The organism is Pedococcus sp. P2_E2 (genome assembly GCF_056403955.1).
In genome coordinates this window covers 275,249-299,898 of sequence record NZ_JBFUEM010000007.1, presented here as the reverse complement: position 1 = coordinate 299,898, position 24,650 = coordinate 275,249, and the positions used below count along the sequence as shown (strand labels likewise).

Sequence of the window (24,650 nt, the reverse complement as noted above, 5' to 3'; positions counted from 1 at the left end):
CTGCCCGCATGACCGATGCCCCGCAGGTGAGCGTCCCCCACCTCGTCGCCCTCGACGTCGACGGCACGACGATCAACCACGCCGGCGAGCTGTCACCCGACGTGCGCGAGGCCGTGCACGCCGTAGTGGCTGCCGGTCACCACGTCATCGTCGCCACCGGGCGTTCCATCGTGGCGACGACGACGATCCTCGCCGAGCTCGGGATCGTGAGCGGGTATGCCGTGTGTTCCAACGGCGCGGTCACCATCGAGTTGGATCCGTTGGAGGACAACGGTTTCCGCATCATCGAGGCGGTCACCTTCGACCCCGCTCCGGCGCTCAACCTGCTGCGCCACGAGTGGCCGGGGGCGGTCGTCGCGGTCGAGGAGCTCGGGGTCGGGTTCAAGCTGAGCGCACCGTTCCCGGACGGTGAGCTCCAGGGCGAGCTGCGAGTCGTCGAGTGGGAGGAGCTGGTCGCCGAACCCGTGACCCGCGTGACCTTCCGGGCGCCCGGCGGCACGGCTGAGGACTTCCTGGCCCTCACCGAACGCATCGGCCTGCACGGCGTCAACTACGCCGTCGGCTTCAGCGCCTGGCTGGATCTCAACCCCGAAGGCGTCTCCAAGGGTTCCGCCCTCGAGATCCTGCGCCGGCGGCTGGAAGTCGAGCCGCGGCATACCGTCGCCATCGGTGACCAGCGCAACGACATCGAGATGCTGCACTGGGCCGCCCGTGGAGTGGCGATGGGCAACGCCCCCGACTCGGTCAAGGAGGTCGCCGACGAGGTCACCCTCGACGTCGACCAGGACGGGCTGGTGCCCGTCCTGCGCTCCCTGCTCTAGCCGCCGGGCCTCGACCCAGCCGTCAGCGGCCCTGGAGTGCGTCGAGCGCGACGGCCATGCCCAGGCCCACCCGCCAGTCGAGCTGCCAGCCGTTGCTGGCCTGCGGCATGCGGATGTCGTAGCGGTCACGCAGCGAGCGCTTGCGCTCCGAGGACAGGACGACGCTGCCGTCCGGCGCGGTGAAGTCGAAGTGGAAGATGAAGGGCAGCGGGATCTCGCCGACGACCGGCAGGAGGTCCCACACGCGGCGCAGGATCGCGATGTTCTGGTTGCGCTCGGTCCCGAACGCCTGGAGTCCGTCGGGCGTGCCGAGGTGCCACGACGAACGCAGCAGTGACTTGCCGAAGTCCTTGCGGAACCAGCCGATCGCTGCGCCGGAGGCGTCGAACACGTCGTAGGTTGCGCCCAGGTCCATCCGGGTCCTGGCCTTGAACGAGAACACCGGCTGGGTGCGGGCCTCGTCGGCGTAGAACGTGACCTGCTCCTTGAACGCCATCCGCTTCTGCTGGGCGACCGCGATGACCGGCCCCTCGACCCCGGCGGCGTCCACCGACCGGATCTCGTAGCGGTTGACCATCATCGTGATCTTCTGGCGGAGGGAGAAGTGCTCGGTGACCGCGGGCTGGCTCATGGCCGACAGTCTGCACGATCGGCGACGGACATGATCGGCGGCGCACCTGTTCGGACTGACAGACTGGGCCCGCCATGGCTGACCTGATCATCACCTCGCCGTCGAACCCGCGCCTGAAGTCGCTCACCGGACTCCGGCGTCGCCGGACGCGCGAGGAGACGGGCCAGACGCTCATCGAGGGGTACGAGGAGCTGACCCTCGCCCTCTTCGCGGGTGTGCGGCCCGAGGCCCTCTACTACTGCCCCGAGCTGATGCTCGACCCGACGAGCCAGACGCGCGTCGTCGACCAGGTGCGGCGCGACGGGGTCGAGACGGTCCAGGTGTCGCGCACGGCGTTCGAGCGGGCGGCCTACCGCGAAGGGCCTGACGGCTTCATCGCGGTCGTGCCGTCGGTCGTGCGCCGGTGCGCGGAGCTGGTCGTGGGTCCCGCTGCCCTGACCGTCCTGTGCCAGGGGGTCGAGAAGCCGGGCAACCTGGGCGCGATGCTGCGTACGGCCGACGCTGCCGGGGCGGAGGCCGTCGTGGCGGCCGAMCCTGTGACCGACTGGGGCAACCCCAACCTCGTGCGCGCCTCCAAGGGCACCGTCTTCAGCGTCCCGGTGGCCAGCGACTCCACCGAGGACACCCTGGCGTGGCTCGACGCCCACGGCATCGCCCTCGTCGCCACCACGCCCGACACGGACGTGCTGCACACCGAGGTCGACTACACCGGTCCGGTGGCCATCGCGGTCGGTGCCGAGAAGTACGGACTGACCGACGAGGTGCTCGACCACGCGGCATACAAGGTCCGAATCCCGATGGTGGGCAAGGCGAACTCGCTCAACGTCGCGACCTCCGCCGCCATCGTGATCTACGAGGCGGTGCGGCAGCGCGGCACGTCCGGCCCCGCCCCAGCCCACTGAGCACACCCGTGTCAGGAGCACCCCCTGACGTATGTCACGATGTCGGGTATGCGAGTTGACCACGTTTCGTATGCAGCAGAGCACGACGGACTGCAGGCGACCGCGGAACGCCTCGCCAAGCTGATCGGGGTCGACCCGGTCGATGGGGGAATCCACCCGCGGTTCGGTACGCGCAACGTGATCCTCCCGCTGGCGCATGAGCGTTACGTCGAGATCGTCGAAGTCCTGGACCACCCGGCATCGGACAAGGCGCCCTTCGGGCAGGCCGTCCGCGCCCGTTCCGAAGCCGGCGGGGGCTGGCTCGGGTGGGTCGTCGCGGTGGACGACCTCGCACCCTATGAGGCGCGCATCGGCCGCGAGGCCGTGGTCGGAAACCGGCACCGCCCCGACGGGGTCGAGCTCCGCTGGCGCCAGCTCGGCGTCAAGGGCCTGATCTCCGATCCGCAGCTGCCCTTCTTCATCCAGTGGGACGACCCGTCCCTGCACCCCTCCACGGCAGCGCACACGCACGTCACCATCGACGGACTGCAGATCGCCGGCGACCCCGCCCGGGTCCGGGAGTGGCTCGACCTCCCCGTGGACCAGACCTCGTCGGTCATCGACTTCACGTTCGTCGCGCCGCACGGCACCCCGGGCCTGCTGGCAGTCACGTTCGACACCCCGAGCGGCAAGGTCACCGTCTGACCGCACCACCGTCTGACCGCACTCGTCGATGGCTTCTACGTCATCGACACGAGTCCGGGGAGCGGGGGCGCGCCTAGCGTGGAGGGACGTCTGGCCCCGACCGCTGGAAGTTGCCATGGCACGTCCCCTCCTGCTTGCCGTCGATGCGGACCCCGAGTCGCTGTCCCGGATCGAGTCTCACCTGCAACGACGGTTCGGGGCCGAGTACCGCGTGCGTGGCGAGCTGGGCTCGGCGGAGGCCTTGGTCCAGCTGGAGGCAGCGCGCGACCGAGGTGAACCCGTGGTCGCCGTCCTCGCGGACCAGTGGCTCGGCGGGACGTCCGGCGCCGAGCTCCTCGGGCGGGTCCGGACCATGCACCCCGATGCACGCCGCGCCCTGCTCGTGCGCTGGGGCGCCTGGTCGGACCGCCCGACGGCGGACGCGATCCTGCGGGCGATGGCGGTCGGGGACATCAACTACTACGTGCTCAAGCCCTGGTCCGACCACGACGAGCTCTTCAGCCGCACCATCGGCGAGTTCGTCCACGAGTGGTCCCGCACAGTGATCTCCCCGGACCGCGAGGTCGTCGTCGTCGCCGAACGGCGCGCCCCCCGGGGGCACGGCATACGCAGCCTGCTCACCCGCAACGGCATCCCCCACACCTACCTCGAGCGGGGCTCACCGGGCGCGATCACGGCGCTGCGCCAGGTCGGGGTCCGCGATCCGGAGGACCTCACCGGACCCGTGGTCGTGTGGATGCCGGCGATCGGTGGTGCAGTGCTGCTCGACCCGACCGACGCCGAGCTGTGCGAGGCCTGGGGGATCCGCACCACGCTGGACGGCGAGAACCGCGACTTCGACGTCGTCGTGGTCGGCGCCGGCCCGGCAGGCCTGGCCGCCTCGGTCTACGCGTCATCCGAGGGGCTCAGGGTGCTGGTCGTCGAGCGCGACTCGCTGGGCGGTCAGGCCGGCTCGAGCTCGCTCATCCGCAACTACCTCGGCTTCTCGCGAGGGCTCAGCGGGGCCGAGCTGGCCCAGCGCGGCTACCAGCAGGCCTGGGTGTTCGGCGCCCACTTCCTGCTGACGCGCGAGGTGGTCCAGGTACGCGAGTCGCCCGGGGGGTTCGACGTCGAGATCAGCGGAGTCGGTGCCGTGCACGCCAGCACGGTGGTCCTGGCCAGTGGGGTGTCCTACCGCAGGCTGGGCATCGAGCCGCTCGAGGCGCTCAGCGGGGCGGGGGTCTACTACGGCGCCAGCGTCTCCGAGGCCCAAGGGCTCACCGGACTGCGCGTGGTGGTCCTGGGAGGGGGCAACTCGGCCGGGCAGGCGGTGCTCCACCTCGCCAGGTATGCCGCGCACGTGGGCCTCGTCGTGTGGTCCGGCTCCCTGGGCGAGGGGATGTCGCAGTACCTCGTGGGGGAGATCGAGCAGAACCCGACGATCACCGTCCACACCGGGAGCGAGGTGTCCGGCGGCGGGGGCGATGGCTGGCTCGACCACGTCGTCGTCCGCGACCGCTCGACCGGCGATGAGCAGCGCCTCGAGGCCGACGGGCTCTTCGTGATGATCGGCGCGGAGCCCCGCACGGACTGGCTGCCGGAGCGCGTGCACCGCAACAAGGGGTTCGTGGTGTGCGGCACCGACGCGATGGGGTCCGTGGGGTGGCCGCTGGAACGCCCGCCCATGCCGTACGAGACGACTCTGCCGGGCTTCTTCGCCGTGGGTGACGTCCGCGACGGCTCGGTCAAGCGGGTGGCGTCGGCGGTCGGCGAGGGCTCGGTCGTCGTGTCCCAGCTGCACCAGTACCTCGCCCAGGTGCGCGGCGCCGACGCTGCCGCCGGTGGCGCAGCTGGCGCAGCCCCTCCCGCTGCCGGACCGTGACGGCGACGCCGGGCCGGGATCGCCCGCCCACCCCGGGGACGACGGTCCTGCTGGGGGTGCTGGCAGCGTGCGCACCGCTCGGTGGGTTGGTGCTGCTGCGGCGCCGTCCCTCGCTCGACCTGACCTGGGAACACCACCCGTCACACTTCTGGCTCGTGCTCGGGGCGGGCGTGCTCAGCGCCATCGTCGCCTACGGCACCGGCGTCGCCGCCACGCGTCGCGGCGACGCGCGGGTCCTGCTCGTGTCCCTGAGCTTCCTCGCTGCCGCAGGCTTCCTCGGGCTGCACGCGCTCGCCACACCCGGGGTCCTGGTGGCGCACCCCAACGCCGGGTTCATGGTGGCCACGCCCGTCGGCCTCGGCATCGCCTCGGTGTTCGCCGCCTGGTCCACGGCACCTCTCGACGGACCGCCAGGGGTCCGGGTGATCGTGCGGGTCACCCTCCTGCGCGTGGCGTTGGTCGGCATCATGGTGCTGTGGGCCGTCGCGTCGCTGGCCAGTCTGCCGCCGCTCGACGCCCACACCGCTCCGGAGCGCGCGTCGGGTCCGCTCGTCGCCCTCGCCGTGGTCTCGATCGGCCTGTACGCCTGGACCGCGCTGCACTACCTGGCACTGTGGCGTCGGCGACGGGGGACGATGCCGCTGGCGGTGGCGGCGGCGGTCGTGCTGCTCGCCGAGGCGATGGTGGCGCTGGTGTTCGCGCCCAACTGGCGGCTCAGCTGGTGGGAGTGGCACGTGCTGATGCTGGGCGCCTTCGCCCTCGTCGCGTGGGGGGCGCAGCGGCAGTGGCACGAAGAGCGGTTCGCCGGCCTCTACCTCGACCAGACCACCTCGGGGAGACGGGTCATGAGCATCCTGTTCGCCGACCTCCAGGGGTTCACGACGTTCTCCGAGACACACGAGCCGCAAGAGGTCACGGCGATGCTGAACACCTACTTCGAGGTGGCCATCCCGCCGGTCGTCAGGGCCCACGGCGGCGACATCGACCGGATCATCGGCGACGCGATCATGGCCACCTTCAACCGCCGCGGCGACCAGCCCGACCACGCCCGCCGTGCGGCGGCCGCAGCACTGGACATGCAGGAAGCCACCGCCCGGGTGGCGGCCGAGCACCCGGGCTGGCCCCGCTTCCGCGCAGCGGTCAACACCGGAGAGGTCTCGGTCAGCCTGTTGGGCGCCGGCGGCGGGCGGACCCACACGGTCATCGGCGACGCGGTCAACACCGCCTCCCGACTCGAGGGCAAAGCACCGGTCGGAGGCGTCGCCGTCAGCGCCGCGACCCGTGACCTGCTGCCGGGTGCTCGGACCGAGCCGCTCGGGTCCCTGGAGCTCAAGGGCAAAGCCGAGGCCATCGAAGCCTTCGTGCTGCTCTCGCTCTAGGGCGCAGTGTCCTCGCTGGCTAGCCGTCCCAGGTGCCGTAGCTGCTGGGGACCCGCTGGTCGTCCGCACCAGTTGACGTCAAGGGAGGGTCGTCGGCGTCATCGCCATGGTTGATGTCGTCACGCGGGTTGACGAGGTGAAGCTCCCGTCTCCATCGCGTCGCAGCGTCGGGGAGGATCTCGATGTCGGACCATCGAGCGCGTTCGCCAGTGGGTGGTTGGTATGCCGGAGGTTCGCCGCGCCCGGTCTGCCACCTCGACGGCGGGTCGCCGCCGAGTGGTGGCGCGAGCTCGGCGGCGGTGGGCGGTCGCACGTGCAGGCCGTGGCGGTTGGTGACCTCCAGGCCGTCGAGCCTGGTCGGGTCACCCGCGATGCTGAAGTCGCCCCGGCCGATCGCGTCGTGGTGGAACGGGCAGAGGCTGACCTGGTTGTCGACGTCGGTCGAGCCGCCGTCGGCCCACTCGTGGAGGTGGTGGACCTCGACGAACCGAGTGGCCGTGCAGCCGGGGAACCGGCATCCCCGGTCGCGGTCCTCGATGAGTCGACGAGACCGCTCCGGCAGGATCCGCATCGCGCGTCCCACGCTGACGGGTCGGCCCTCGGTCTCCCATACAGGCTGCACGACGCCGTCAGAGACGAACCGCCCTAGCAGTCGCTGCGGGATGGCTCCGCCACCATTGAGCCAGGCGCCATCGGTCGAGAGGTGCAGGTAGACCCGGTAGTGGCTGGCCCGACCCGTCGAGTTCACGGACGAGAGCGATCGCTGAGCCAGCTCCTCGAGCGCGTCCGCGTAGGTCGGTCGGTCTGTCGCCGCGATGCCGCGAGACTCGGTCTGGTCGGCACCTGTGGCCTCGCCCTCGCTGGCACTGGACGCAGCCATGAACAGCGCGTCCTTGGCCTCCTTGAGGGCCTGCTCGACGAGCGCGCCGATCGGCGCCGGTGCGCTGTAGCGCAGCTGGAACCGGCCGTCCACGTCGTAGTGCATCGACAGGTCAGGGCGAGCGCAGGCCCGCCGCTCCGAGTCCTCCTGCCCGGGCAGCCCGGCAGCTGGGCCGAGTCCGGGTGAGTCGGTCGGGGTGTCGTCACCGGGCCCCTCGGTCTCGGCCACCGGCGCGGGGGCGAACGCGTGCCGGCTCAGGGCGCGACGCAGCTGGGGCACGGTGGCGTGCTGGGCGAAGTCGGCGGCGGACTGCTGGTGGCTCGCCGGCGCGTGGTGGGCCACGACGGCGGTCTGGTCGAGCGACAGGCGCCCCTCGCGTAGAGCCTCCGAGGCCGCGGTCAGCTCGTGCCGGCGCTTCGCGACTGCCACGACGTCACGCGCGTGCGAGGGCGACAGACCGGCACGCACGACGAAGTAGTGCTCCGGCGAGCGGAACCCGCCGTCACCCCAGTGGTTGCCGTCGACGACCTCCGCGGCCAGGTCGACGAGCTCGCCCTGCGCTCGGTTGAGTCGCCCCGCGACCTCGGCCGTGCGCGCCCAGAGATCGCGCTGGACCTCATCGCGCTGGGCGGCCAAGGGGCTGACTGACATACCTCAATCGTACACCTGTTCGAACGGCTGGGTCCAGCGATCCACAGGGAAAACCATTGCCGCACAACGGATTTCGCCGAGAGCGGAACGTCAGGCCTCACCGAAGTAGGACTCGACCAGCTTCTTCGGCGCCTTCGCCGCCCACGCATCCGTGATGACCTCGGCGAGCTCGGCGCGGGTCAGTCGGCCGAGGTCGCGCTGGCGCAGCAGCACTGCGTTGTAGCCGTCGAAGTGCGGCGTCGTGAACCACGGCCCGTCGCCCTCGACCAGCGCCTCCTTGTCGCTCTGGTCGGCGACGACGAACATGATCACGTCCTGCATCCGCTCACCGGTCTCGGGGTCGACGGCATCCGGGCGCGGCTCGCGGAAGTGCAGGAACGACTTCTTCCGCACCACGTAGGCCGGGTTGCCCCACGACTTCCCCTCCTCCGCCTCGGGCAGGGACAGGGCGATCTCAGCGAGGTCCGACAGCTTCGCCTTGCGTGCGGCCATGACGGCGACGCTACGCCGACTGTCCGCCCCGCGCGTCGGCCTCGGAGACCAGCGCCTGGATCGACGGCAGGAGGGCGAGCCCGTTCACCAGGACCGAGAAGACCAGGAACCCCACCGCCCAGCCGGGGTGGCCGGAGGCCCACAGCCCGGCACCAGCCAGCCCGAACACGAGCACCTTGGTCACCGGCCGCACGACGGGGCCACCCCGAGGCGCCTTGGGTGACGCGAACGTCCACCACACCGCGACCACGACGAGGGGCATCGCGGTCGCCAGCAGCACCCCGCCGACGTGGCTGCCCCAGACGGCAGCCGCCGCGGCAGCGAGCAGCTCGTCGACGAACACCAGTGCCAGCACGAGCCAACCGAGAGCCTTCACGTCACCTCCGCGTGGTCCGCCCTTGCAGGCGATGGGGTATGCCGCGCGCTCACCCAGCGGTGACCCCGCGGCATACGGGTCGGTCGAGGTGGTTCAGTCGAGGTAGTCGACCAGCGCGGGAGCCGCGCCGATGTAGCTCTGGGGGGTCAGCTCGGCGAGGCGCTTCGCGACGTCCTCGGGAAGCCCCAGGCCGGCGACGAACTCCCGCAGGTCGTCGCCGGTGATGCGGCGGCCACGGGTGAGCTCCTTGAGGCGTTCGTAGGGGTTCTCCATGCCCGCGACTCCCTGGGCGCCCAGCGCCCGCATCGCCGACTGGATCGGCTCGCCGAGGACCTCCCAGTTGGCGTCGAGGTCGGCGGCCATCGCGGCGGGTACGGCGTCGAGCCCGGCCAGTCCCCGCGCGGCGTTGTCGATGGCGAGCAGGGAGTGGCCGAAGGCGACTCCGATGTTGCGCTGCATCGAGGAGTCGGTGAGGTCGCGCTGGAGCCGGCTGTTGACGAGGGTCGAGGAGAGCACGTCGAGGAGTGCGTTGCTGACCTCGAGGTTGGCCTCGGCGTTCTCGAAGCGGATCGGGTTGACCTTGTGCGGCATCGTGCTCGACCCGACGCTGCCCTGGCCGCGGACCTGGGCGAAGTAGCCGAGCGAGATGTAGGTCCAGACGTCGGTGCACAGGTTGTGCAGGATCCGGTTGAAGCGCGCGATGTCGGCGTAGAGCTCGGCCTGCCAGTCGTGCGACTCGATCTGGGTCGTGAGCGGGTTCCACTGCAGACCCAGGGACTCGACGAACTCACGGCTCAGGGTCGGCCAGTCGGCATCAGGGACGGCGGCGAGGTGCGCGCCGTAGGTGCCGGTCGCGCCGTTGAGCTTGCCGAGGAACTCCGCTGCACCGATGCGTCGCAGCTGGCGGCCGAGCCGGTGGGCCAGCACCGCCAGCTCCTTGCCCATGGTGGTCGGCGTGGCGGGCTGGCCGTGGGTGTGCGCGAGGAGGGGCACGTCGCGCAGGTCGGACGCCATCGTCGCCACCGACTCGACGAGCTGGGTGGCGCGCGGCAGCCAGACCTCGGTCACGGCCCCCTTGACCATGAGCGCGTAGGACAGGTTGTTGATGTCCTCGCTCGTGCAGCAGAAGTGGATCAGCTCGGCGAGGCCGCGGTCCTCGTCACCCGGGGCGATCGCGGTGAGGCGACGCTTGAGGAAGTACTCGACGGCCTTGACGTCGTGCTGGGTGTCGCTCTCGATCTGTGCCAGCTCGGCGATCTCGTCGGCACCGAAGTCCTCGACGACCTGGCGCAGCCGCTGCTGTTCCGAGTCGGTCAGGGCCCGGACGCCGGGGAGGACCTGGTGCGTGGTGAGGAAGATCAGCCACTCCACCTCGACCCGCACCCGCTCCCGGTTGAGCGCCGGTTCGGAGAGGTGGTCGACGAGAGCAGCCACCACACCGCGGTAGCGGCCGTCGAGGGCGCCCAGCGCGATGGGAGGGGTCGCGTCAGCAAGCGAAGCCATGGCGACAGTCTCCCAGAGTGGCGAGAGCGCTGTGGACGCGGTCCGGCGCGGTCGGTGGCTGTCGCCGGCCACGTGTCTTGCCGCGGCGCGCGGTCCGGGGAGCGGCGGCATACGGTGAACACCATGCGATACACCACTCTCGGCCGCAGCGGCACCGTCGTCTCCACCCAGTGCCTGGGCACCATGACCTTCGGCGCCGAGGCCTCCGAGGCGACGTCCGGCGCGATCCTCGAGGCGTTCGTCGAGGCGGGTGGCAACTTCGTGGACACGGCCGACGTCTACGCCGAGGACGGTGAGTCCGAGGCGATCATCGGCCGCTGGCTCAAGGCCCACCCCGAGGATGCGAAGAACGTGGTGATCGCCACCAAGGGCCGCTTCGGCATGGGCGACGCCCCCAACGACCTCGGGCTATCGCGCCGCCACCTGCGGCGCGCCCTCGACGACTCGTTGCGCCGGCTCGGCGTCGAGCACGTCGACCTCTACCAGATGCACGCCTGGGACGCGCTGACCCCGGTGGAGGAGACCCTGCGGTTCCTCGACGACGCGGTCGGCGCCGGCAAGATCTCCTACTACGGGTTCTCGAACTACCTCGGCTGGCAGGTCACCAAGGCCGTCTTCACGGCCCGCGAGCACGGGTGGACCGCCCCTGTGACCTTGCAGCCGCAGTACAACCTGCTGGTTCGCGACATCGAGCACGAGGTCGTCCCCGCCTGCCTTGACGCAGGCTTGGGGCTGCTCCCGTGGTCGCCGCTCGCGGGTGGGTGGTTGACCGGCAAGTACCAGCGCGACGCGACCCCGACCGGGGAGTCCCGGCTCGGCGACGACCCGACCCGGGGCATGGAGGCGTGGGGACCGCGCAACGCCCAAGAGCGCACCTGGGCCGTCATCGACGCGGTCGGTCAGGTCGCGGCCGAGCTGGACGTGAGCTCCGCACAGGTCGCCCTCGCGTGGGTCGGGGCACAGCCGGGCGTCACCTCGGTGATCCTCGGTGCCCGGACGGTCGAGCAGCTGGGCGACAACCTCGCGGCGGCCGACCTCGAGCTGAGCCGCGAACACGTCGAGCGGCTGTCCACGGTCAGCGCCCCGCAGGTGGACGACTACCCGTACGGCGCCGCAGGCGTGGACCAGAGGCACCGCGGCCTGGCCGGCTGAAGCCGCCCGGACCGCTCCTCGCGGCGGGCTGTCCGGTCAGGCGAACCCGTAGCGGTCCAGCGCAGGCACCAGGTCCTCCTCCTCGGAGGACAGGTGGTCGAGCAGGGTCGTCGACAGGCGGTCGACGACGCGCTGCAGCTCGACGGTCGCAGAGCCCCCTGAGGCTCCCGACACCAGGCCGACGAGGGCGTCGTCCAGCTGCTCGAGCACGTCGTGGATGACGAGGTGCTCGGCCTCCAGGCGGTCGAGCACCGGGGCGAGGGCCGGGTCGCTTCGTCGCAGGTGGGGAAAGACCGAGCGGTCCTCGAGGGTGTGGTGTCCCGTGACGAAACGGCAGTACTGCGCGCAGTAGGCCCCGAGCGTCCAGTTGTTCTGCCGCATGGTCAGCTCGTTGATCGCGTTGCGTGCGCGGTGCGCCTGCTCCTCGCCGGCCACCACCTGCTCGACGATGTCGCGCAACCGGCTGAGCTCGGCCCGCAAGCCGTCGTGCACCTCGACGAGGTGGGCGCCGGCCCCTGAGGCAGCTGCCGTGGCAGCGCCCTGGGTATGCCGGGTGGTCACCGCGCCGGGCACGGCGGCCCGCCGTGCCCGTTCGGCCTCGACCAGCTGGCGCGTGGCAGGTGCCACCTCGGTCGCGAAGCGCTGGACGTCCGCGAGGGAGGACACCGGCGCGATGAACGTGCTCATCCCCTCCTCCAGCGTGAGGTCGGCCAGCTGTTCGGCGCCGGTCCGCGGGCCGATGTTGTAGAGCCGGCGGATCTCGGCCGGGTCGCGACCGGCCTTGCGGGCCGCGTCGTCGATGGTCTGGTTCATGCCCCGCAGAGCCGACGGCGCGGCATACCCCATGCTCGGGAGCCAGCCATCGGCCACGGTGCCGGTGAGGCGGAGCATCCGCGGCTTGAGGGCACCCAGCCAGATCTCGACCGGGTGCGCGGGAGCCGGGCCGGGATGCAGGCCCACGACGCGGTGGTGGTCCCCCTCCACCCGCACGGACGGTGCCCCTGCCCCGGCCCACACCTCCCGGATCACCGCGACCGCCTCGGCCAGCGCCTCGACCGACTCACCCGGGGACAGGCGGGTGCCGCCGGCGGCGACGATGGCGTCCCAGAAGGCACCCGCGCCGAGGCCCAGCTCGACGCGTCCGCCGCTGAGCCGGTCGAGGGTCGCGACGCTGCGGGCCAGCACGACCGGTGGCCGCAACGGCAGGTTGGCGACGTTCAGGGCGACGCGGACCGAAGTCGTACGCGCGGCGATGACCGTCAGCAGGGTCCAGGCGTCGAGGTGCCTGGCCTGGTACGGGTGGTCCTGGATCGTGACGAGGTCCAGGCCGCCGACGTCGGCGGCTTCGCTGAGCTCGAGGGTCAGGTCGGCAGCGGTGGCGTCAGGGCTCGGGAAGATCCCGAACTGCAGGTCCTGCCCGTAGTCGGTCATGGCATCCCTCAGCTGGTCGGCATGGTGGTGGACTCACCGTAGGCGGCGGGTCGCTCGTAGTCGCCCAGGACCTGGGCCAGCGCGAGGTGCCGCCAGGCCTGTTCGTGCTGCGACTGACGCTGCAGGGTGCGTCCGAGCAGGAGGTGGAGGTAGCCGTCGTCGGGGGCGTCCTCGACGAGTCCCCGCACCACCGCCTCGGCACGCCCCAGCTGGGCGGAGCCGAAGTAGGCACGAGCCAGCAGGGTTCGGAGCTCGGCCGTGCCGTGCACGGTCTCGGTCGCGTCGGACTCGTCGACCAGCTCCTTCAACGCGATGGCCGCGGCGCCGTAGTCACCGGCGTCGACCAGGCCGCGAGCCCACTCGAGCCGGAGGATGAAGGGAGTGCTGGTCCTGCTGGTCATGGTCATGCCCGCACAACACTAGTTCGATATTCAACTATTCCGGGCGACGAGCTGGCGGCGGACGTGCTCCACGACGCCGTCGGCGGCCGCGACCACCTCGGCGTACGTCTGGTCGAACGCCGAGTCGTTGCCGTACCAGGGGTCGTCCATGTCGAGTGCCCCCGATCGCTCCGCATCCGGGTCGAACGAGCGGAACAGCCTGAGCTTGGCTCGCTGCTCCTCGGTGCGGGCGAGCCTGGTCAGCTCACGCAGGTGCCCCGCGTCTGCGGCCAGGACGAGGTCGACGTGCGGCAACCACGATGCCTCGAACCGTCGGGCAACGTGGTCACGTCCCCCGAAGTCGTCGTGGCCGTTGCGGGCGAGCACCGCCAGGGTGCGCGGGTCGGCCGGGCTGCCGACCTCCCACGAGTGCGTGCCCGCCGAGTCGACCACGACGGCGTCCCCGAGGCCGGCCCGCTCGAAACGCTCGCGCAGCACGAACTCGCCCATCGGGGAGCGGCAGATGTTGCCGGTGCAGACGACGGTGACCCGATAGGGACGCTGGGCTGCCAGCTGTTCTGCCATGCGTCCATTCAACGACATTGCTGTCCAACGACCTCGGCCTGGTCCGGTTGCGACCCGCCTGTCGTGCGTCAGCCCACGTCGGCGGTCAGCTGGCTCTGCGTCTGGGCCGCATAGGCGGTACGCAGTGCTCGACGGGCGCGGTAGGACAAGGCCCTCAAGCCCGTGGGGGTCGTGCCGAGCCGGTGTGCGGCCTCGGCGACGCTGAGCTCCTGGACGTGGGTGAGTAGCAGCACCTCCCGCCAGCGGGGAGGCAGGCTGTTGAGGGCGGCGCGCATCTCGTCGTGCCCCTCCCGGGTGAGGACATCGTGCTCCACTCCCGGACGCGGGTCGGGAACTGCGAGCAGCGTCTCGTCCGCGGCGACCGACGGCGCGTAGCGGTGGCTGCGCCGCCGGATGTGCGCGACGGACAGGTTGCGGACGGTCACGGCCAGGTAGGCCAGCGCGTTGTCGTCGGGTCCGTGCCCGGTCGCCAGCGCGTGGAGCATCTTGGCGAAGGCTTCGGAGACCAGGTCCTGGGCGGAGTAGTCGGGGAAGGCGCGGCGCCGCGCCMTCCGGATCAGGGCCGCGTGGTGACGGGAGTACAGCTCGGCAACGGCTCGGGTGTCACCGTTGCGGGCGGCGGCCAGCAGCGGCGCGTCGGAGGGCAGCGGCGCGTCGGAGGGCAGGGGCCGGCTCGACGGGTGAGCAGCCGCATCGTGCCGAGAAGGTGCATCGTGCCGAGAGAGGGCATCGGCCCAGGGGTGTGCGTAGGCGGGCATGGCGGTATGGCTCCAGGTGCTGCGTCAGGTGGTCGGTCAAGTGGGGCGGTGCTCGCGGACCCTGGCTGAGCCGGGCCGGGAGTGACTGGTCAACAGCACTCAGCGGTCGAGCCACCTGTTGCCTGCTGCCGTCGATCGGCGCACGACGAGGATGACATCGCGGCCGACGCCACACCTTGGGCGCTCGTACGGAAATGGCGTGCGGTGGTTGGTCCCTGGACCAAGGAGTCAGGGGTCTTTCCGCATATCCGCGACATTTCGCCCCGGGCGCCGACGTCGAGGCGTCGGCGTGGTCGAGGAGGGTCAGGCCGGGCTGTCGACCTCGTCCGCCAGATCGGCGGTGGCTACGCGGAGGGAGAGCCAGAGCCGGACGTGGGGGTCGTCGAGGTCCACGTGGAACTCGTCGACGAGTCGGGTCAAGCGGTAGCGGACGGTGTTCTTGTGCACGTGGAGGGCGTCCGCCATGGCGGAGATGTTGCCGTTCGTCGAGCAGTACGCGCGCAGGGTCTGGAGGTAGTCCGTCTGGTGCCGGCGGTCGTGGGCGCTGATGGTCTCGACCGCGTCGCCCTCGCCGAGCTCGTTGTCGGTGATGAACGCGTGGACCTTGAGGATGTTGAGGGGTATGCGGTGGTCCTCGAAGAGCGCCACTGGCCCGACCGCCGGAGCGCCTGCGGGTGCCGACGTCCGGTCCCACAGGTACGCGAGCGTGTCCATCGCCTCCCTCCTGGACTTCGGGAGGGCGTCGACCGACGTCGCGATGCTCCCCACCGCCGCGACCATGGGGAACGAGCTGATGGTGTGGGCGTGGGACGCGACCTCCTGCACGACGCGACGGTGTCTGGCACGGGCGCCCTCCCCGGATCCGGTGAGGACGGCATACACGGTCGACTCGATGAGCGCCGTGGTGCTCTGGGTGACGTAGACGTCGCACACCGTGGAGACCAGGTGGAGGAGCCGGTGCGTCTCCCGCGCCAGGTCGAGCCGCGCCGGCTCGGGCCGCACGACCGAGAACGCCGCGACCGCAAGGCCGCCTCCCGGGCGCAGGCCCAGCTGGGCCGCTGCGAAGGCGGCGTGCGCGGGATCCTCCATGAGGGTCCTCAGGAGGTCGCCGTTGCGTCGCTCGCCGAAGTCGGCCGCCGACCGCGCGTGGAGCATGTGCAGCCCGATCAGCGGAGCGATCCGGTCGAGGGCGTCGAGCGCTGCCGCCCGCTGGTCCCCTCCCGGGTCGATGACCCACACGGACCCCAGCAGCTCACCACCGGCTCGGACCGCCAGGGCGAGCCGGTCGGAACCACCCTCGTGCAGCGGGATGTGGACCGCTCGGGGGGAGGCGTAGACCACCTTGTAGTCGTCGTCGAACGCCGGAGGGGTGGTCTCCTGGAGGGCCAGCGTGGTCGCCCTGCGCAGCTCGTCGATCTCCTGACCAGGAAGCGTGGAGTAGCCCAGGATCTGCCCACGCGGGTCCACGATGCTGACGGCACCGTCCGTGATCGACGCGATGGTGTTGGCGAAGGCATAGAGGTCGCCGAGCCGGGCACCGGAGACCGAGTCCGCGGCAGCCCCGGTCACCGAGGCCCTGGCGACAGTCGCCAGGCGCGACCAGTCGGCCGAGTCGGGGGCGACGAGCACGGCGAGGCTGTGGCGGACACCTGCCTCGCGGAGCTGCTCGACCGAGGCGCCGTGGGCCTTCACGACGACGGCCGCTGCGTTGCTGTTGGCCGCCCGGTGCAGCAGCTGGTCGAAGTCCGGCGTGCCGACCGCGATGCCCACCGCGAGGATGATGCGGTCGTCGCTGTTGGTCCAGTCGTCCAGCGGGTCGTACATGAGGACGTCGGAGACCCGGTGCTCGAGGGTGTCGGTCGTGGGATTGGCATGCAGGAGCTCGGCATGCGTGAGCTCGATGAAGTCGGCAAGGCGGACGACCTGCGCGTCGGGCGCACCTGTTGCAGCGGCTGCATCGGGTGCGTCGGCACGTGTCGGCTCAGTGGCCCGGTCCACGCTTGGACGTTATCACCAGCCCGTCGCCGTTCTTCTGTTCTTTCCTCCATGACCTGAGTCGCTCGTCTGGGACACGATCTGGACCCAACCCGGATCGGCGAGGACGGAGGCAGTGTGAGACTCAGCGACATCAGGGCACTGGTCACGGTGCAGGGCCCCCCGACCACGCGGTCGGAACGCCTGTCCCGCAAGTACTTCAGCGTCGAGGACATGGGGCGCGCTGCCGGCCGTCGACTGCCCCGCAGCGTCTTCGACTACCTCGAGGGTGGCGCCGAGGACGAGGTGTCCCTGCGGCGCAACCGCACCTCCTTCGACGACTGGACGTTCGTGCCCCGCTGGGGCTCGGTGGCTGACCTCGACCTGGGCTCACGGCTCCTGGGGGGTCCGATCGCCCTGCCGCTCACGCTCTCCCCGACCGGCGGCACGCGGCTCTTCCACCCCGACGGCGAGATCGGGGCCGCCCGCGCTGCCCGTGACGCGGGGATCCCCTACGGCCTGGCACACCTCAGCACCACCACCATGGAGTCGGTCAGTGCGGGGACCCCCGGCCTGCGGCGGTGGTTCAACCTCGAGCCCACGAGGGACAAGGTCGCCCTCCAGGCCGTTCTGGACCGGGTTTCGCGGTCCGGCTACGAGGCCCTGCTCGTCAATGTCGACTGTCGGGCCATCGGGCACCGTGAACGCGACTACCGCAACGGTTTCACCGCACCCCCGTCGATCAAGCCGCGGACGCTGGTGGAGGGTGCCCTGCACCCCGCGTGGAGCGTGGGCTTCCTGAGACAGGACGCGATCGCCTTCCCTAACCTCGACGCCACGATTCCCGAGGGTCCACTGGCCAGCTCACCGGCCATGTGGCGCACCCTCCTCGCGGGCAGCTACGAACCCACGGACTGGACCGACCTCGCCGAGCTCAGGGACCGCTGGGCCGGTCCCATCGTCCTCAAGGGGTGTGTGAACGCGGCCGACGCCGTCAGGGCCGCCGACCTCGGCATCGACGCGATCCAGGTCAGCAACCACGGCGGGCGCCAGCTCGACCACATGGCTTCCCCCCTCGACGTCCTCCCGGAGATCGTCCGGGCGACCGCGGGTCGGGTCGAGCTCATCGTCGACGGAGGCATCCGGCGCGGCTCCGACGTGGTCAAGGCGATCGCGCTGGGTGCCACCGCCTGCTCGATCGGCCGGCCATACCTCTATGGCCTGTCGGTGGCCGGAGAGGCGGGGGTGGCCCACGTCCTGCGCCTCTTCCGCGAGGAGATGACTCGCACCATGGCGCTGCTCGGCGTCACGACGATCGACGAGCTCCGCGCGAGAGGTCCTGAGCTGCTCAGGCACCGCGGCGACGTCGTCACCCCCACCCCAGCGCGAGTGGACCGCCCACTCGTCGACACCCCACGGGTCCGTACCGGCTCCGCGGGCGAGAGGAGCACCGCATGAACACGTCGACCCTGCCCGGCTCGGCCCTGCGCAGCAGGTCGATCGGCTCGATGAGCTCGATGAGCTCCATCGGCTCGATCGGCTCCATCGGCTCGATCGCGGCCGCCCTGAGCGCGCTGCTGCTGACCGCCTGTGGTCCGGGCGGCACCGCCACGGCGGACGCACACCCCGCCACCGCGGGCCCCACCCTTGCAGTCGACGCCTCGGCCGCAGGGCTCCTGCCGTCCTCCATCAAGGCGAGCAAGACGCTCCGCGTCGCGATCCCGACCAACGAGCCGCCGGTCCAGTTCTACCGCGCCGGCACCAAGGAGATGACCGGGATCAACCCGGACCTGGCGCGCCTGCTCGGGCAGGCCCTCGGGGTCACGGTGGAGATCAAGGTCGTGAACTTCGACCAGATCATCCCCGGGATCGCCGCAGGGCGGTACGACCTGACGGTCTCGTCGATGACCCCCACCGCTGAGCGGATGAAGGTGCTCGACTTCGTCGACTACATGCAGATCGGCACCTCGGTGGCAGTCCCGAAGGGCAACCCCCTGAAGCTCGACCAGAACTCGTTGTGCGGCAAGGCAGTCGGAGTGCTCACCGGTTCCTACCAGCTGACGGTCGACGTGCCGACCCTCGACAAGGCCTGCTCGGCAGCCGGTAAGCCTGCGATCAGGACGGCCCAGTACCAGGACACGCGTCAGGCGGTCTCGGCCCTCACCAGCGGACGGCAGGAGGCCGTGCTCGCGGACTCGCCGATCCTCAGCTACGCCGCCAAGCAGAGCCCCGCGATCGCCGTCGCGTCCACATTCGAGCTCGCGCCGGTGGGCGTGGGCATGCCGAAGTCCTCCGGACTCGTCAAGGCCGTGGCGGCAGCCCTGAGCTCCGTGTTCGCGACCCCGGCGTACCAGCAGGCCCTGGGCACCTACGGGCTCGAGTCCGCCGCCCTCCACGACGCCCGCGTCAACTTCGCGCAGTAGGAGGAGTCATGCGCGAACAAGTCGCCGGAGGCGTTGTCGACAGCGTGTCTGGCCCGACGCAGGAGGTGCCGACAGTGGTACCCCTGCGGCACCCGGTGCGCACCGCGATCGGCCTGCTCCTGCTGGTGTCGGCTGTGGGAGTGGGGTGGGACATCGCCGAGAACCCCGGTTACCACTGGGACGTCGTGCTGTCGTACCTCTTCGCGCGCCCGATCCTCGAGGGTGCCGGTCTCACCGTCGTGCTCACCGTGGTCGCCGAGGCCGTGGGGATCGTCCTCGGCACGGGGCTGGCCATCATGCGCCTCTCGGCCAACCCGATCGTCAGCACGGTGAGCCGGGGCTACATCTGGTTCTTCCGGGGAACGCCACTGCTGGTGCAGCTGGTCTTCTGGTACAACATCGCCGCCCTCTACCCGACCATCTCCATCGGCATCCCGTCCGGCCCGTCGTGGGAGATCGCCTCCGCGAACTCCCTGATCACGCCGCTGGTTGCCGCCGTCGTGGGCCTCTCGCTGAACGAGGCGGCATACATGGCCGAGATCATCCGCGGCGGGATCCAGTCGGTGGACTCTGGTCAGTACGACGCCGGCCGGGCGCTGGGGATGAACGGCCAGCAGCGGATGCGGCTCGTCATCCTGCCGCAGGCCATGCGGGTGGTGCTGCCGCCCACCGGCAACCAGGTCATCTCGATGCTCAAGAGCACCTCGCTCGTCAGCGTCATCGCGATCGCCGACCTGCTCTACCAGGCCCAGATCATCTACTCGGAGAACTACCAGACGATCGCACTGCTCATCGTCGCCAGCCTGTGGTACCTCGCCATGACCACCGTCCTGACCTTCTTCCAGACCAGGCTCGAACGGCGCTACGGCCGAGGGTTCGACACCTCGTCCTCACGGGCTCGCCGCGCCTGGAAGGGATTCGCACGATGAGCACCCCCATGGTGGAAGCGGTCAGGGTCCGCAAGGCCTTCGGCGACACGCAGATCCTCAAGGGCATCGACCTCACTGTCGAGCGTGGATCCGTGACCTGCCTGATCGGCCCCTCCGGCTCGGGGAAGACGACCTTCCTGCGCTGCATCAACCATCTCGAGAAGGTCGACGCCGGCCGGCTCTCCGTGGACGGGCAGCTGGTGGGCTACGCCGAGCGGAACGGCCGCCTCCATGAGATGAAGGAGCGCCAGACCGCACGATCCCGCCTCGATGCCGGCATGGTGTTCCAGCGCTTCAACCTGTTCCCGCACCTGACCGCGCTGGAGAACATCGTGGCGGCCCCGGTGAACGTCCTTCGACGCCCGCGGGACGAGGTCGCCGCCGAGGCCCTCGAGCTGCTCGCGCGGGTGGGACTGGGCGATCGCGGCAGCGCCTACCCGCAGCAGCTCTCCGGTGGTCAGCAGCAGCGGGTCGCCATCGCCCGGGCGCTGGCGATGAGGCCGAAGCTGATGCTCTTCGACGAGCCCACGTCCGCCCTCGATCCCGAGCTGGTCGGCGAGGTGCTCGACGTCATGAAGTCGTTGGCCGAGGCCGGGATGACGATGGTGGTCGTGACCCACGAGCTCGGTTTCGCCCGACAGGTCGGCGACCAGGTCGTGTTCATGGACCAGGGCGTCGTGGTCGAGAGCGGGCCGCCCGAGGTCGTCCTGGGTGCCCCCAGCCATGACCGCACCCGAGCCTTCCTCTCGAAGGTCCTCTAGCCCCCCGCCCGAACGGAGCCCTTGCATGTCCACCACCCAGATCGTCCAGGTCACCACCGAAGCCGCCCCCGGCCCTGCTGGCCCCTACTCGCAGGCCGTCGTCGCGAACGGTTTCCTCTTCACCGCCGGCCAGACCCCGCACGACGCCGTGAGCGGAGCAGTCGTCGGCGACGGGATCGAGGAGCAGACCACGCATGCCTTGACCAACGTCCTCGCCGTTCTCGCGGCCCATGGGCTGGACTTCGACAACGTGGTCAAGGCGACGGCCCACCTGCACCACCCCGGCAGGGACTTCCCCGGCTTCAACGCTGCCTACGAGCGCTTCGTCACGCCGCCCTACCCGGCTCGCACGACCGTCGGCTCGTTCCTCGGCGACTTCCTCGTCGAGATCGACGTCGTCGCGGCCCTTCCCGGTCAGTCGGGGTAGCCCAAGGGGTTGCCGCGCTGCCAGCGCCACTGGTCGGCGCACATGTCCTCGATGGTGCGGGTGGCCTTCCAGCCGAGCTCGCGTTCGGCACGGGACGGGTCGGCATACGAGGCGGCGATGTCGCCGGCCCGACGTTCGACGATCTCGTGGGGGAGCTCGTGGCCGCAGGCCTTCTCGAAGGCGTGCAGCACCTCGAGGACCGACGTCCCGTGACCGGTGCCGAGGTTCCAGGTCGAGACGCGCTCGTCGGTGCTGCCGAGCCTGGTCAGTGCCGCGAGGTGACCGGCGGCAAGGTCCTCGACGTGGATGTAGTCACGAAGGGCCGTCCCGTCCGGGGTGTCGTAGTCGCCGCCGAAGACGTTGAGCTTCTCCAGCTTGCCGACCGCGACCTGCGCGATGAACGGCATCAGGTTGTTGGGGATGCCCTGCGGGTCCTCGCCGATGGTCCCGGAGACGTGGGCGCCGACGGGGTTGAAGTAGCGCAGCAGCGCGATCCGCCACCGCTCGTCCGTGGCGGCGACGTCGCGCAGCACCTGCTCGATCATCACCTTGGTCCAGCCATAGGGGTTGGTCGCCGAGGTCGGGTACTCCTCCTTCATCGGCACCGGGGCGTTGTCGCCGTAGACGGTGGCCGAGGAGGAGAACACCAGGCGGTGGCAGCCGTGCCGGTGCATGGCGCGGACCAGGGCGAAGGTCGAGTCGAGGTTGTTCTGGTAGTACTCGAGCGGTACGTCCACGCTCTCGCCCACCGCCTTGAGCCCGGCGAAGTGGATCACCGCGTCGAACTGCCGCGCGGCGAACAGCGACTCGATCTTGTCCCGGTCGGTCAGGTCGAAGGCGTGCACCTCCAGGTGCGCCCCCGTCAACGACTCCAGCCGCCCGACCACCGTCGGCTTGGCGTTGGAGAAGTTGTCGACGACGACCACCTCGTGGCCTGCCGCCACGAGCTGGACGACGGTGTGGGACCCGATGTAGCCGGCACCGCCGGTGACGAGGACGCGCATGCGCCTACCGTATGCCGCCGGGCGGCCTCCCAGCGCGCGCGGCCACCACCTGGGCGGCCATCACGTGGGCGGCATGCCGGCGGGTGCCCTAGGCCTGTCGTCCTTCCCCGGGCGGGAGCGCGGACCGCAGCGAGCGCGAGCGTCCGCGGAACTCGGCGACGACCGCACCGTCGGACTCGCGCGTCACGGTGACATCGGTGATCCCGCTGCGCCCGTAGGCCGTCCGCACCCGGCCCTCCGCGACGAGGACCTCGCCCAGGCGGACGGAGGTGACGAACGTGATGTCCGCACCTGCCGCCACGGTCAACGCGCCGCGGCTGTTGCACGCCAGGGCGAACGTCGAGTCGGCGAGCGTGAACAGGTAGCCACCGTGCGCGATGTCGTGACCGTTGACCATCTCGGCGGTGACCGTCATGCGGACCACCGCGTGGTCGAGCTCGATGACGGTCGCCTCCATGCCGAGGGCCCGGGAAGCCTCGTCGTCCTCCCACATCTGGAGGACGTGCGTGAGGTCCGTGGTCACCGTGCTGCCTCCTCGCCCATGGTCCGGAGTCTGGCAGAGAAGGAACGGCCGGGCGCGTCACCCTTTCGCCCTCGCCCCGTCCCCTCAGCAGTGACTTCTTCCACAGATGCCCGGGGCCCTTCCCCCGGCGTGGTCGACTCACGGAAAGGAACTCCAGTGAACCGGCGCCTCCTCGCGGCGGGCACCGCCGTGGCCATCGCAGCTGTCGCCGTCACCGCGTTCACCCTCGCTCGTGACACGGACAGTCCCGAGTCTGAGTCCGCGACCCGGCTGACGCCACCATCCGGAGCTGCGCGCATCAGCGTCCGTCCAGGCGAAGGCGCCACCGCAGTCGCCGCGAACGGCTTCACCCCCGTCGCGTTCCCCGCGACCTGCACGGGCGCCGTCGCGGCCATCGCCTCGGCCGAGCAGCTGCTCCCTGTGTTGGGCCAGGTGAAGGGAGTCACCGACGAGCAGTGGCGGCTGACGATCGAGCAGGTCCACGGCAAGGACACTCCCACCGCGAAGTACTACCTCGGCATCGTCCGCCGGGCCGCGACCGACGCCTCCATCCAACGGGTCACCCGGGACCGCGTCTCCCAGCTGGACATGACGACCCATCCGGAGTGGGGCGGGTTCAGGGTCGTCGCCTGCCAGCCCGGTCGCACGGCCACGGTCGAGCTGCTCACCTGCTCCCGACACGTCGCCGACCACCTCACCGCCTGTTACGCCGCTGCCCGGAAGGCACAGTGGGCAGGCACCCCCGGGGACTGGGTCATCCAGGACCACCAGGCACCCGGGGACGTCGCGCCGCCGGCTCTCAGGGAACGCATCGACAACGGCGCAGACGCCCTGTCGGGCTCCGCGCCGCCCGCCCGGGTGAGGGTCGGGTGGCTGACAGCGCTCGGCTCGGGGTGGCAGGAGTTCACCAACGCGCCCAGTTAGCAGGCGCGGGTCGACGGACCCGCGAGGTATGCCGCGGGGGGCGAGCCCGCGGCATACCCTCGCGTCCACGGGGCGGAGCCTTTCTGCTCACCCCGTGAAGCGCACGTCCCAGGGCTGCACGTCGACCGTGAGCACTCCACGGGTGACCGAGCCGTCGTCCTCGTGGGCGAGGCGGACCAGCTCGTCGGCCTCCCCGGGCGGGACGCGCACGACCGCCATCCCCTCACCCCGGGCGGCGTCGACGGGACCGGCCGCGACCAGCCAGCCGCGCTCCTGAAGTCGGTGCAGGAAGGCGACGTGTTCGGAGAAGCCGGGGTGGGCGAAGATCGACGCGCCCTCGGGGAGGTTGGTCCCGGGTCGGTGGTGCAGCGCGAACCACTCCCCGGAGGGCTCCGGCTGCGCGCCCGTCCCCGCGGACGCCGCCTCGACCCGCTGCGCGAGCCGGGCGAGCACCAGCGGCCAGCCGGTGTCGTACTCCGCCCGCGCCGCCTCCGGCTCGGCCAGTCGCTCCCACCCCGTGTGGGTCAGCGTGACCAGGGTGCCGTCGCCGTGGGGCTCGAACGCCACCGCGACCTCGGTCGCCCGCTCCGGCCCGTGCCCTGGATGCCAGGTCATCGCGAAACCGCCCGGTCGCTCCCAACGCAGCACCGTGCCCCAGACCGCCTTCTCCGCACCGTGGCGTTCGACGACGACACCATCCTCGAACGCGACGCTGGCCTGCGCACCGAAGACGCTGTGGGTGCCGAGCGGCCACCAGGCCCCGAGGTGGGCGGTGAACAGCTCGAAGGCCGTGTCGACATCGCACCGCACCCGGATCTCGCGACGGACGGGTGTGAGGGTCGGGGCTTCACTCATGACGACTCCTGTTCATCGACGCGGTGTTGCTCTACATACGTGGCGAACGAGGTGAGCGCGGTGTCCCAGGTCGCGACCAGCCACTGCTGGAGGTCGACGAGCCCGTCGGGGGCGAGCGCGTAGAGGTTCCGCGTGCCCCGGCTCTCGTGGTCCACCAGGCCGGCGCCCTGGAGCACCTTGAGGTGCTTGCTCACGGCCGGCCGGCCGATCGGCATGGCCGCGGCGATCTCGCCGACGGCACGGGGGCGCTCGGCGAGGAGCTCGAGGATCTGGCGCCGACTGGGGTCGCCGAGGGCGTCGAGGGCGAGGGCTGATTGGTTACTCATGGGCAACGGTTACTCTAG

General features: G+C 70.9%; 26 protein-coding genes. 12 read left to right on the top strand and 14 right to left on the bottom strand.

The genetic code is table 11. From position 1 onward, the window contains the following. Positions 1-8 precede the first annotated feature (8 nt). Positions 9-821: an HAD family hydrolase gene (locus AC1DWR_RS16860; RefSeq protein ID WP_477624858.1), complete on the top strand. Its 813-nt coding sequence runs from the start codon at positions 9-11 to the stop codon at positions 819-821. A 22-nt stretch (positions 822-843) separates the two neighbouring features. Here the strand turns inward: AC1DWR_RS16860 and AC1DWR_RS16855 are convergent, their stop codons facing one another. Beyond that, positions 844-1,452 (bottom strand): LURP-one-related family protein, encoded by a 609-nt coding sequence (locus AC1DWR_RS16855; protein ID WP_477624857.1) that lies wholly within the window; start codon positions 1,450-1,452, stop codon positions 844-846. Between the two features lie 74 nt (positions 1,453-1,526). On the opposite strand from AC1DWR_RS16855, the gene AC1DWR_RS16850 reads away from it, so the two are divergent. From AC1DWR_RS16850 to AC1DWR_RS16835, 4 genes are all read left to right on the top strand, one after another. Beyond that, entirely contained in the window at positions 1,527-2,354 is an 828-nt protein-coding gene (locus tag AC1DWR_RS16850; protein WP_477624856.1) for a TrmH family RNA methyltransferase, read from the top strand. Between the two features lie 48 nt (positions 2,355-2,402). Beyond that, complete coding sequence (locus AC1DWR_RS16845) at positions 2,403-3,038, top strand: VOC family protein (protein WP_477614329.1); 636 nt, start codon at positions 2,403-2,405, stop codon at positions 3,036-3,038. 115 nt (positions 3,039-3,153) lie between these two features. Beyond that, positions 3,154-4,899: an NAD(P)/FAD-dependent oxidoreductase gene (locus AC1DWR_RS16840; protein WP_477624855.1), complete on the top strand. Its 1,746-nt coding sequence runs from the start codon at positions 3,154-3,156 to the stop codon at positions 4,897-4,899. Continuing rightward, complete coding sequence (locus AC1DWR_RS16835) at positions 4,896-6,278, top strand: adenylate/guanylate cyclase domain-containing protein (protein WP_477624854.1); 1,383 nt, start codon at positions 4,896-4,898, stop codon at positions 6,276-6,278. The genes AC1DWR_RS16840 and AC1DWR_RS16835 overlap by 4 nt, the downstream gene beginning before the upstream one ends. A gap of 19 nt (positions 6,279-6,297) precedes the next feature. On the opposite strand, the gene AC1DWR_RS16830 is transcribed toward AC1DWR_RS16835, so the two are convergent. From AC1DWR_RS16830 to purB, 4 genes are all read right to left on the bottom strand, one after another. Further along, entirely contained in the window at positions 6,298-7,809 is a 1,512-nt protein-coding gene (locus AC1DWR_RS16830) for an HNH endonuclease signature motif containing protein (protein ID WP_477624853.1), read from the bottom strand. A 90-nt stretch (positions 7,810-7,899) separates the two neighbouring features. Continuing rightward, on the bottom strand, positions 7,900-8,301 hold the full coding sequence (locus AC1DWR_RS16825; RefSeq protein ID WP_477614333.1) for an MmcQ/YjbR family DNA-binding protein: 402 nt from the start codon (positions 8,299-8,301) through the stop codon (positions 7,900-7,902). A gap of 10 nt (positions 8,302-8,311) precedes the next feature. After that, on the bottom strand, positions 8,312-8,677 hold the full coding sequence (locus AC1DWR_RS16820) for a YrdB family protein (protein ID WP_477614334.1): 366 nt from the start codon (positions 8,675-8,677) through the stop codon (positions 8,312-8,314). A gap of 93 nt (positions 8,678-8,770) precedes the next feature. Next, on the bottom strand, positions 8,771-10,180 hold the full coding sequence (purB, locus tag AC1DWR_RS16815) for an adenylosuccinate lyase (protein WP_477614335.1): 1,410 nt from the start codon (positions 10,178-10,180) through the stop codon (positions 8,771-8,773). 123 nt (positions 10,181-10,303) lie between these two features. Here purB and AC1DWR_RS16810 point away from each other — a divergent pair, with 123 nt between their 5' ends. Beyond that, positions 10,304-11,332, top strand: coding sequence for an aldo/keto reductase (locus tag AC1DWR_RS16810; protein ID WP_477614336.1), 1,029 nt, complete (start codon positions 10,304-10,306; stop codon positions 11,330-11,332). 36 nt (positions 11,333-11,368) lie between these two features. Here the strand turns inward: AC1DWR_RS16810 and AC1DWR_RS16805 are convergent, their stop codons facing one another. The 5 genes from AC1DWR_RS16805 to AC1DWR_RS16785 form a co-directional block, all read right to left on the bottom strand. Beyond that, entirely contained in the window at positions 11,369-12,763 is a 1,395-nt protein-coding gene (locus AC1DWR_RS16805; protein ID WP_477614337.1) for an LLM class flavin-dependent oxidoreductase, read from the bottom strand. Positions 12,764-12,771: 8 nt separating this feature from the next. Next, a complete protein-coding gene (locus tag AC1DWR_RS16800) occupies positions 12,772-13,170 on the bottom strand; it encodes a tetratricopeptide repeat protein (RefSeq protein ID WP_477614338.1) in 399 nt (132 codons plus the stop codon). 24 nt (positions 13,171-13,194) lie between these two features. Then, positions 13,195-13,728 (bottom strand): low molecular weight protein-tyrosine-phosphatase, encoded by a 534-nt coding sequence (locus AC1DWR_RS16795; RefSeq protein WP_477614339.1) that lies wholly within the window; start codon positions 13,726-13,728, stop codon positions 13,195-13,197. Between the two features lie 68 nt (positions 13,729-13,796). Further along, positions 13,797-14,486 (bottom strand): RNA polymerase sigma factor, encoded by a 690-nt coding sequence (locus AC1DWR_RS16790; RefSeq protein ID WP_477624852.1) that lies wholly within the window; start codon positions 14,484-14,486, stop codon positions 13,797-13,799. A 303-nt stretch (positions 14,487-14,789) separates the two neighbouring features. Beyond that, a complete protein-coding gene (locus AC1DWR_RS16785) occupies positions 14,790-16,484 on the bottom strand; it encodes a PucR family transcriptional regulator (RefSeq protein ID WP_477624851.1) in 1,695 nt (564 codons plus the stop codon). A gap of 114 nt (positions 16,485-16,598) precedes the next feature. On the opposite strand from AC1DWR_RS16785, the gene AC1DWR_RS16780 reads away from it, so the two are divergent. The 5 genes from AC1DWR_RS16780 to AC1DWR_RS16760 are packed head-to-tail and all read left to right on the top strand — an operon-like array spanning position 16,599 to position 21,000. Then, positions 16,599-17,918 (top strand): alpha-hydroxy acid oxidase, encoded by a 1,320-nt coding sequence (locus tag AC1DWR_RS16780; RefSeq protein WP_477624850.1) that lies wholly within the window; start codon positions 16,599-16,601, stop codon positions 17,916-17,918. Beyond that, positions 17,915-18,883, top strand: coding sequence for an ABC transporter substrate-binding protein (locus AC1DWR_RS16775; RefSeq protein ID WP_477624849.1), 969 nt, complete (start codon positions 17,915-17,917; stop codon positions 18,881-18,883). Before AC1DWR_RS16780 ends, AC1DWR_RS16775 begins: the two co-directional genes overlap by 4 nt. A gap of 8 nt (positions 18,884-18,891) precedes the next feature. Further along, positions 18,892-19,812, top strand: a complete 921-nt coding sequence (locus AC1DWR_RS16770) for an amino acid ABC transporter permease (protein ID WP_477624848.1) — start codon at positions 18,892-18,894, stop codon at positions 19,810-19,812. Beyond that, the gene (locus tag AC1DWR_RS16765) at positions 19,809-20,573 is read left to right on the top strand and encodes an amino acid ABC transporter ATP-binding protein (protein ID WP_477624847.1); all 765 of its coding nucleotides are present in this window, start codon (positions 19,809-19,811) and stop codon (positions 20,571-20,573) included. The genes AC1DWR_RS16770 and AC1DWR_RS16765 overlap by 4 nt, the downstream gene beginning before the upstream one ends. Before the next feature lie 25 nt (positions 20,574-20,598). Then, positions 20,599-21,000 (top strand): RidA family protein, encoded by a 402-nt coding sequence (locus AC1DWR_RS16760; RefSeq protein WP_477614346.1) that lies wholly within the window; start codon positions 20,599-20,601, stop codon positions 20,998-21,000. Here the strand turns inward: AC1DWR_RS16760 and galE are convergent. Together galE and paaI are read right to left on the bottom strand one after the other, a co-directional pair. Continuing rightward, positions 20,988-22,004: a UDP-glucose 4-epimerase GalE gene (gene galE, locus AC1DWR_RS16755; protein WP_477624846.1), complete on the bottom strand. Its 1,017-nt coding sequence runs from the start codon at positions 22,002-22,004 to the stop codon at positions 20,988-20,990. The two genes, AC1DWR_RS16760 and galE, sit on opposite strands and share 13 nt — an antisense overlap. Before the next feature lie 88 nt (positions 22,005-22,092). Beyond that, positions 22,093-22,527, bottom strand: a complete 435-nt coding sequence (paaI, locus tag AC1DWR_RS16750; RefSeq protein WP_477624845.1) for a hydroxyphenylacetyl-CoA thioesterase PaaI — start codon at positions 22,525-22,527, stop codon at positions 22,093-22,095. 156 nt (positions 22,528-22,683) lie between these two features. Here paaI and AC1DWR_RS16745 point away from each other — a divergent pair, with 156 nt between their 5' ends. Beyond that, positions 22,684-23,451 (top strand): hypothetical protein, encoded by a 768-nt coding sequence (locus AC1DWR_RS16745; protein ID WP_477624844.1) that lies wholly within the window; start codon positions 22,684-22,686, stop codon positions 23,449-23,451. 87 nt (positions 23,452-23,538) lie between these two features. Here the strand turns inward: AC1DWR_RS16745 and AC1DWR_RS16740 are convergent, their stop codons facing one another. Both AC1DWR_RS16740 and AC1DWR_RS16735 read right to left on the bottom strand, forming a co-directional pair. After that, positions 23,539-24,306: an SRPBCC domain-containing protein gene (locus AC1DWR_RS16740; protein ID WP_477624843.1), complete on the bottom strand. Its 768-nt coding sequence runs from the start codon at positions 24,304-24,306 to the stop codon at positions 23,539-23,541. Further along, on the bottom strand, positions 24,303-24,632 hold the full coding sequence (locus AC1DWR_RS16735) for an ArsR/SmtB family transcription factor (RefSeq protein ID WP_477624842.1): 330 nt from the start codon (positions 24,630-24,632) through the stop codon (positions 24,303-24,305). Before AC1DWR_RS16735 ends, AC1DWR_RS16740 begins: the two co-directional genes overlap by 4 nt. Positions 24,633-24,650 lie beyond the last annotated feature (18 nt).

What these genes read in the sequence shown, in the direction of transcription:
- AC1DWR_RS16760 (WP_477614346.1), top strand. Translation starts at nt 20,599, where the DNA reads ATGTCCACCACCCAGATCGTCCAGGTCACCACCGAAGCCGCCCCCGGC.
- AC1DWR_RS16795 (WP_477614339.1), bottom strand. Translation starts at nt 13,728, where the DNA reads ATGGCAGAACAGCTGGCAGCCCAGCGTCCCTATCGGGTCACCGTCGTC.
- AC1DWR_RS16830 (WP_477624853.1), bottom strand. Translation starts at nt 7,809, where the DNA reads ATGTCAGTCAGCCCCTTGGCCGCCCAGCGCGATGAGGTCCAGCGCGAT.
- AC1DWR_RS16740 (WP_477624843.1), bottom strand. Translation starts at nt 24,306, where the DNA reads ATGAGTGAAGCCCCGACCCTCACACCCGTCCGTCGCGAGATCCGGGTG.
- AC1DWR_RS16825 (WP_477614333.1), bottom strand. Translation starts at nt 8,301, where the DNA reads ATGGCCGCACGCAAGGCGAAGCTGTCGGACCTCGCTGAGATCGCCCTG.
- AC1DWR_RS16735 (WP_477624842.1), bottom strand. Translation starts at nt 24,632, where the DNA reads ATGAGTAACCAATCAGCCCTCGCCCTCGACGCCCTCGGCGACCCCAGT.
- AC1DWR_RS16860 (WP_477624858.1), top strand. Translation starts at nt 9, where the DNA reads ATGACCGATGCCCCGCAGGTGAGCGTCCCCCACCTCGTCGCCCTCGAC.
- galE (WP_477624846.1), bottom strand. Translation starts at nt 22,004, where the DNA reads ATGCGCGTCCTCGTCACCGGCGGTGCCGGCTACATCGGGTCCCACACC.
- AC1DWR_RS16810 (WP_477614336.1), top strand. Translation starts at nt 10,304, where the DNA reads ATGCGATACACCACTCTCGGCCGCAGCGGCACCGTCGTCTCCACCCAG.
- AC1DWR_RS16855 (WP_477624857.1), bottom strand. Translation starts at nt 1,452, where the DNA reads ATGAGCCAGCCCGCGGTCACCGAGCACTTCTCCCTCCGCCAGAAGATC.
- AC1DWR_RS16775 (WP_477624849.1), top strand. Translation starts at nt 17,915, where the DNA reads ATGAACACGTCGACCCTGCCCGGCTCGGCCCTGCGCAGCAGGTCGATC.
- AC1DWR_RS16840 (WP_477624855.1), top strand. Translation starts at nt 3,154, where the DNA reads ATGGCACGTCCCCTCCTGCTTGCCGTCGATGCGGACCCCGAGTCGCTG.
- AC1DWR_RS16765 (WP_477624847.1), top strand. Translation starts at nt 19,809, where the DNA reads ATGAGCACCCCCATGGTGGAAGCGGTCAGGGTCCGCAAGGCCTTCGGC.
- AC1DWR_RS16800 (WP_477614338.1), bottom strand. Translation starts at nt 13,170, where the DNA reads ATGACCATGACCAGCAGGACCAGCACTCCCTTCATCCTCCGGCTCGAG.
- AC1DWR_RS16845 (WP_477614329.1), top strand. Translation starts at nt 2,403, where the DNA reads ATGCGAGTTGACCACGTTTCGTATGCAGCAGAGCACGACGGACTGCAG.
- AC1DWR_RS16805 (WP_477614337.1), bottom strand. Translation starts at nt 12,763, where the DNA reads ATGACCGACTACGGGCAGGACCTGCAGTTCGGGATCTTCCCGAGCCCT.
- AC1DWR_RS16770 (WP_477624848.1), top strand. Translation starts at nt 18,892, where the DNA reads ATGCGCGAACAAGTCGCCGGAGGCGTTGTCGACAGCGTGTCTGGCCCG.
- purB (WP_477614335.1), bottom strand. Translation starts at nt 10,180, where the DNA reads ATGGCTTCGCTTGCTGACGCGACCCCTCCCATCGCGCTGGGCGCCCTC.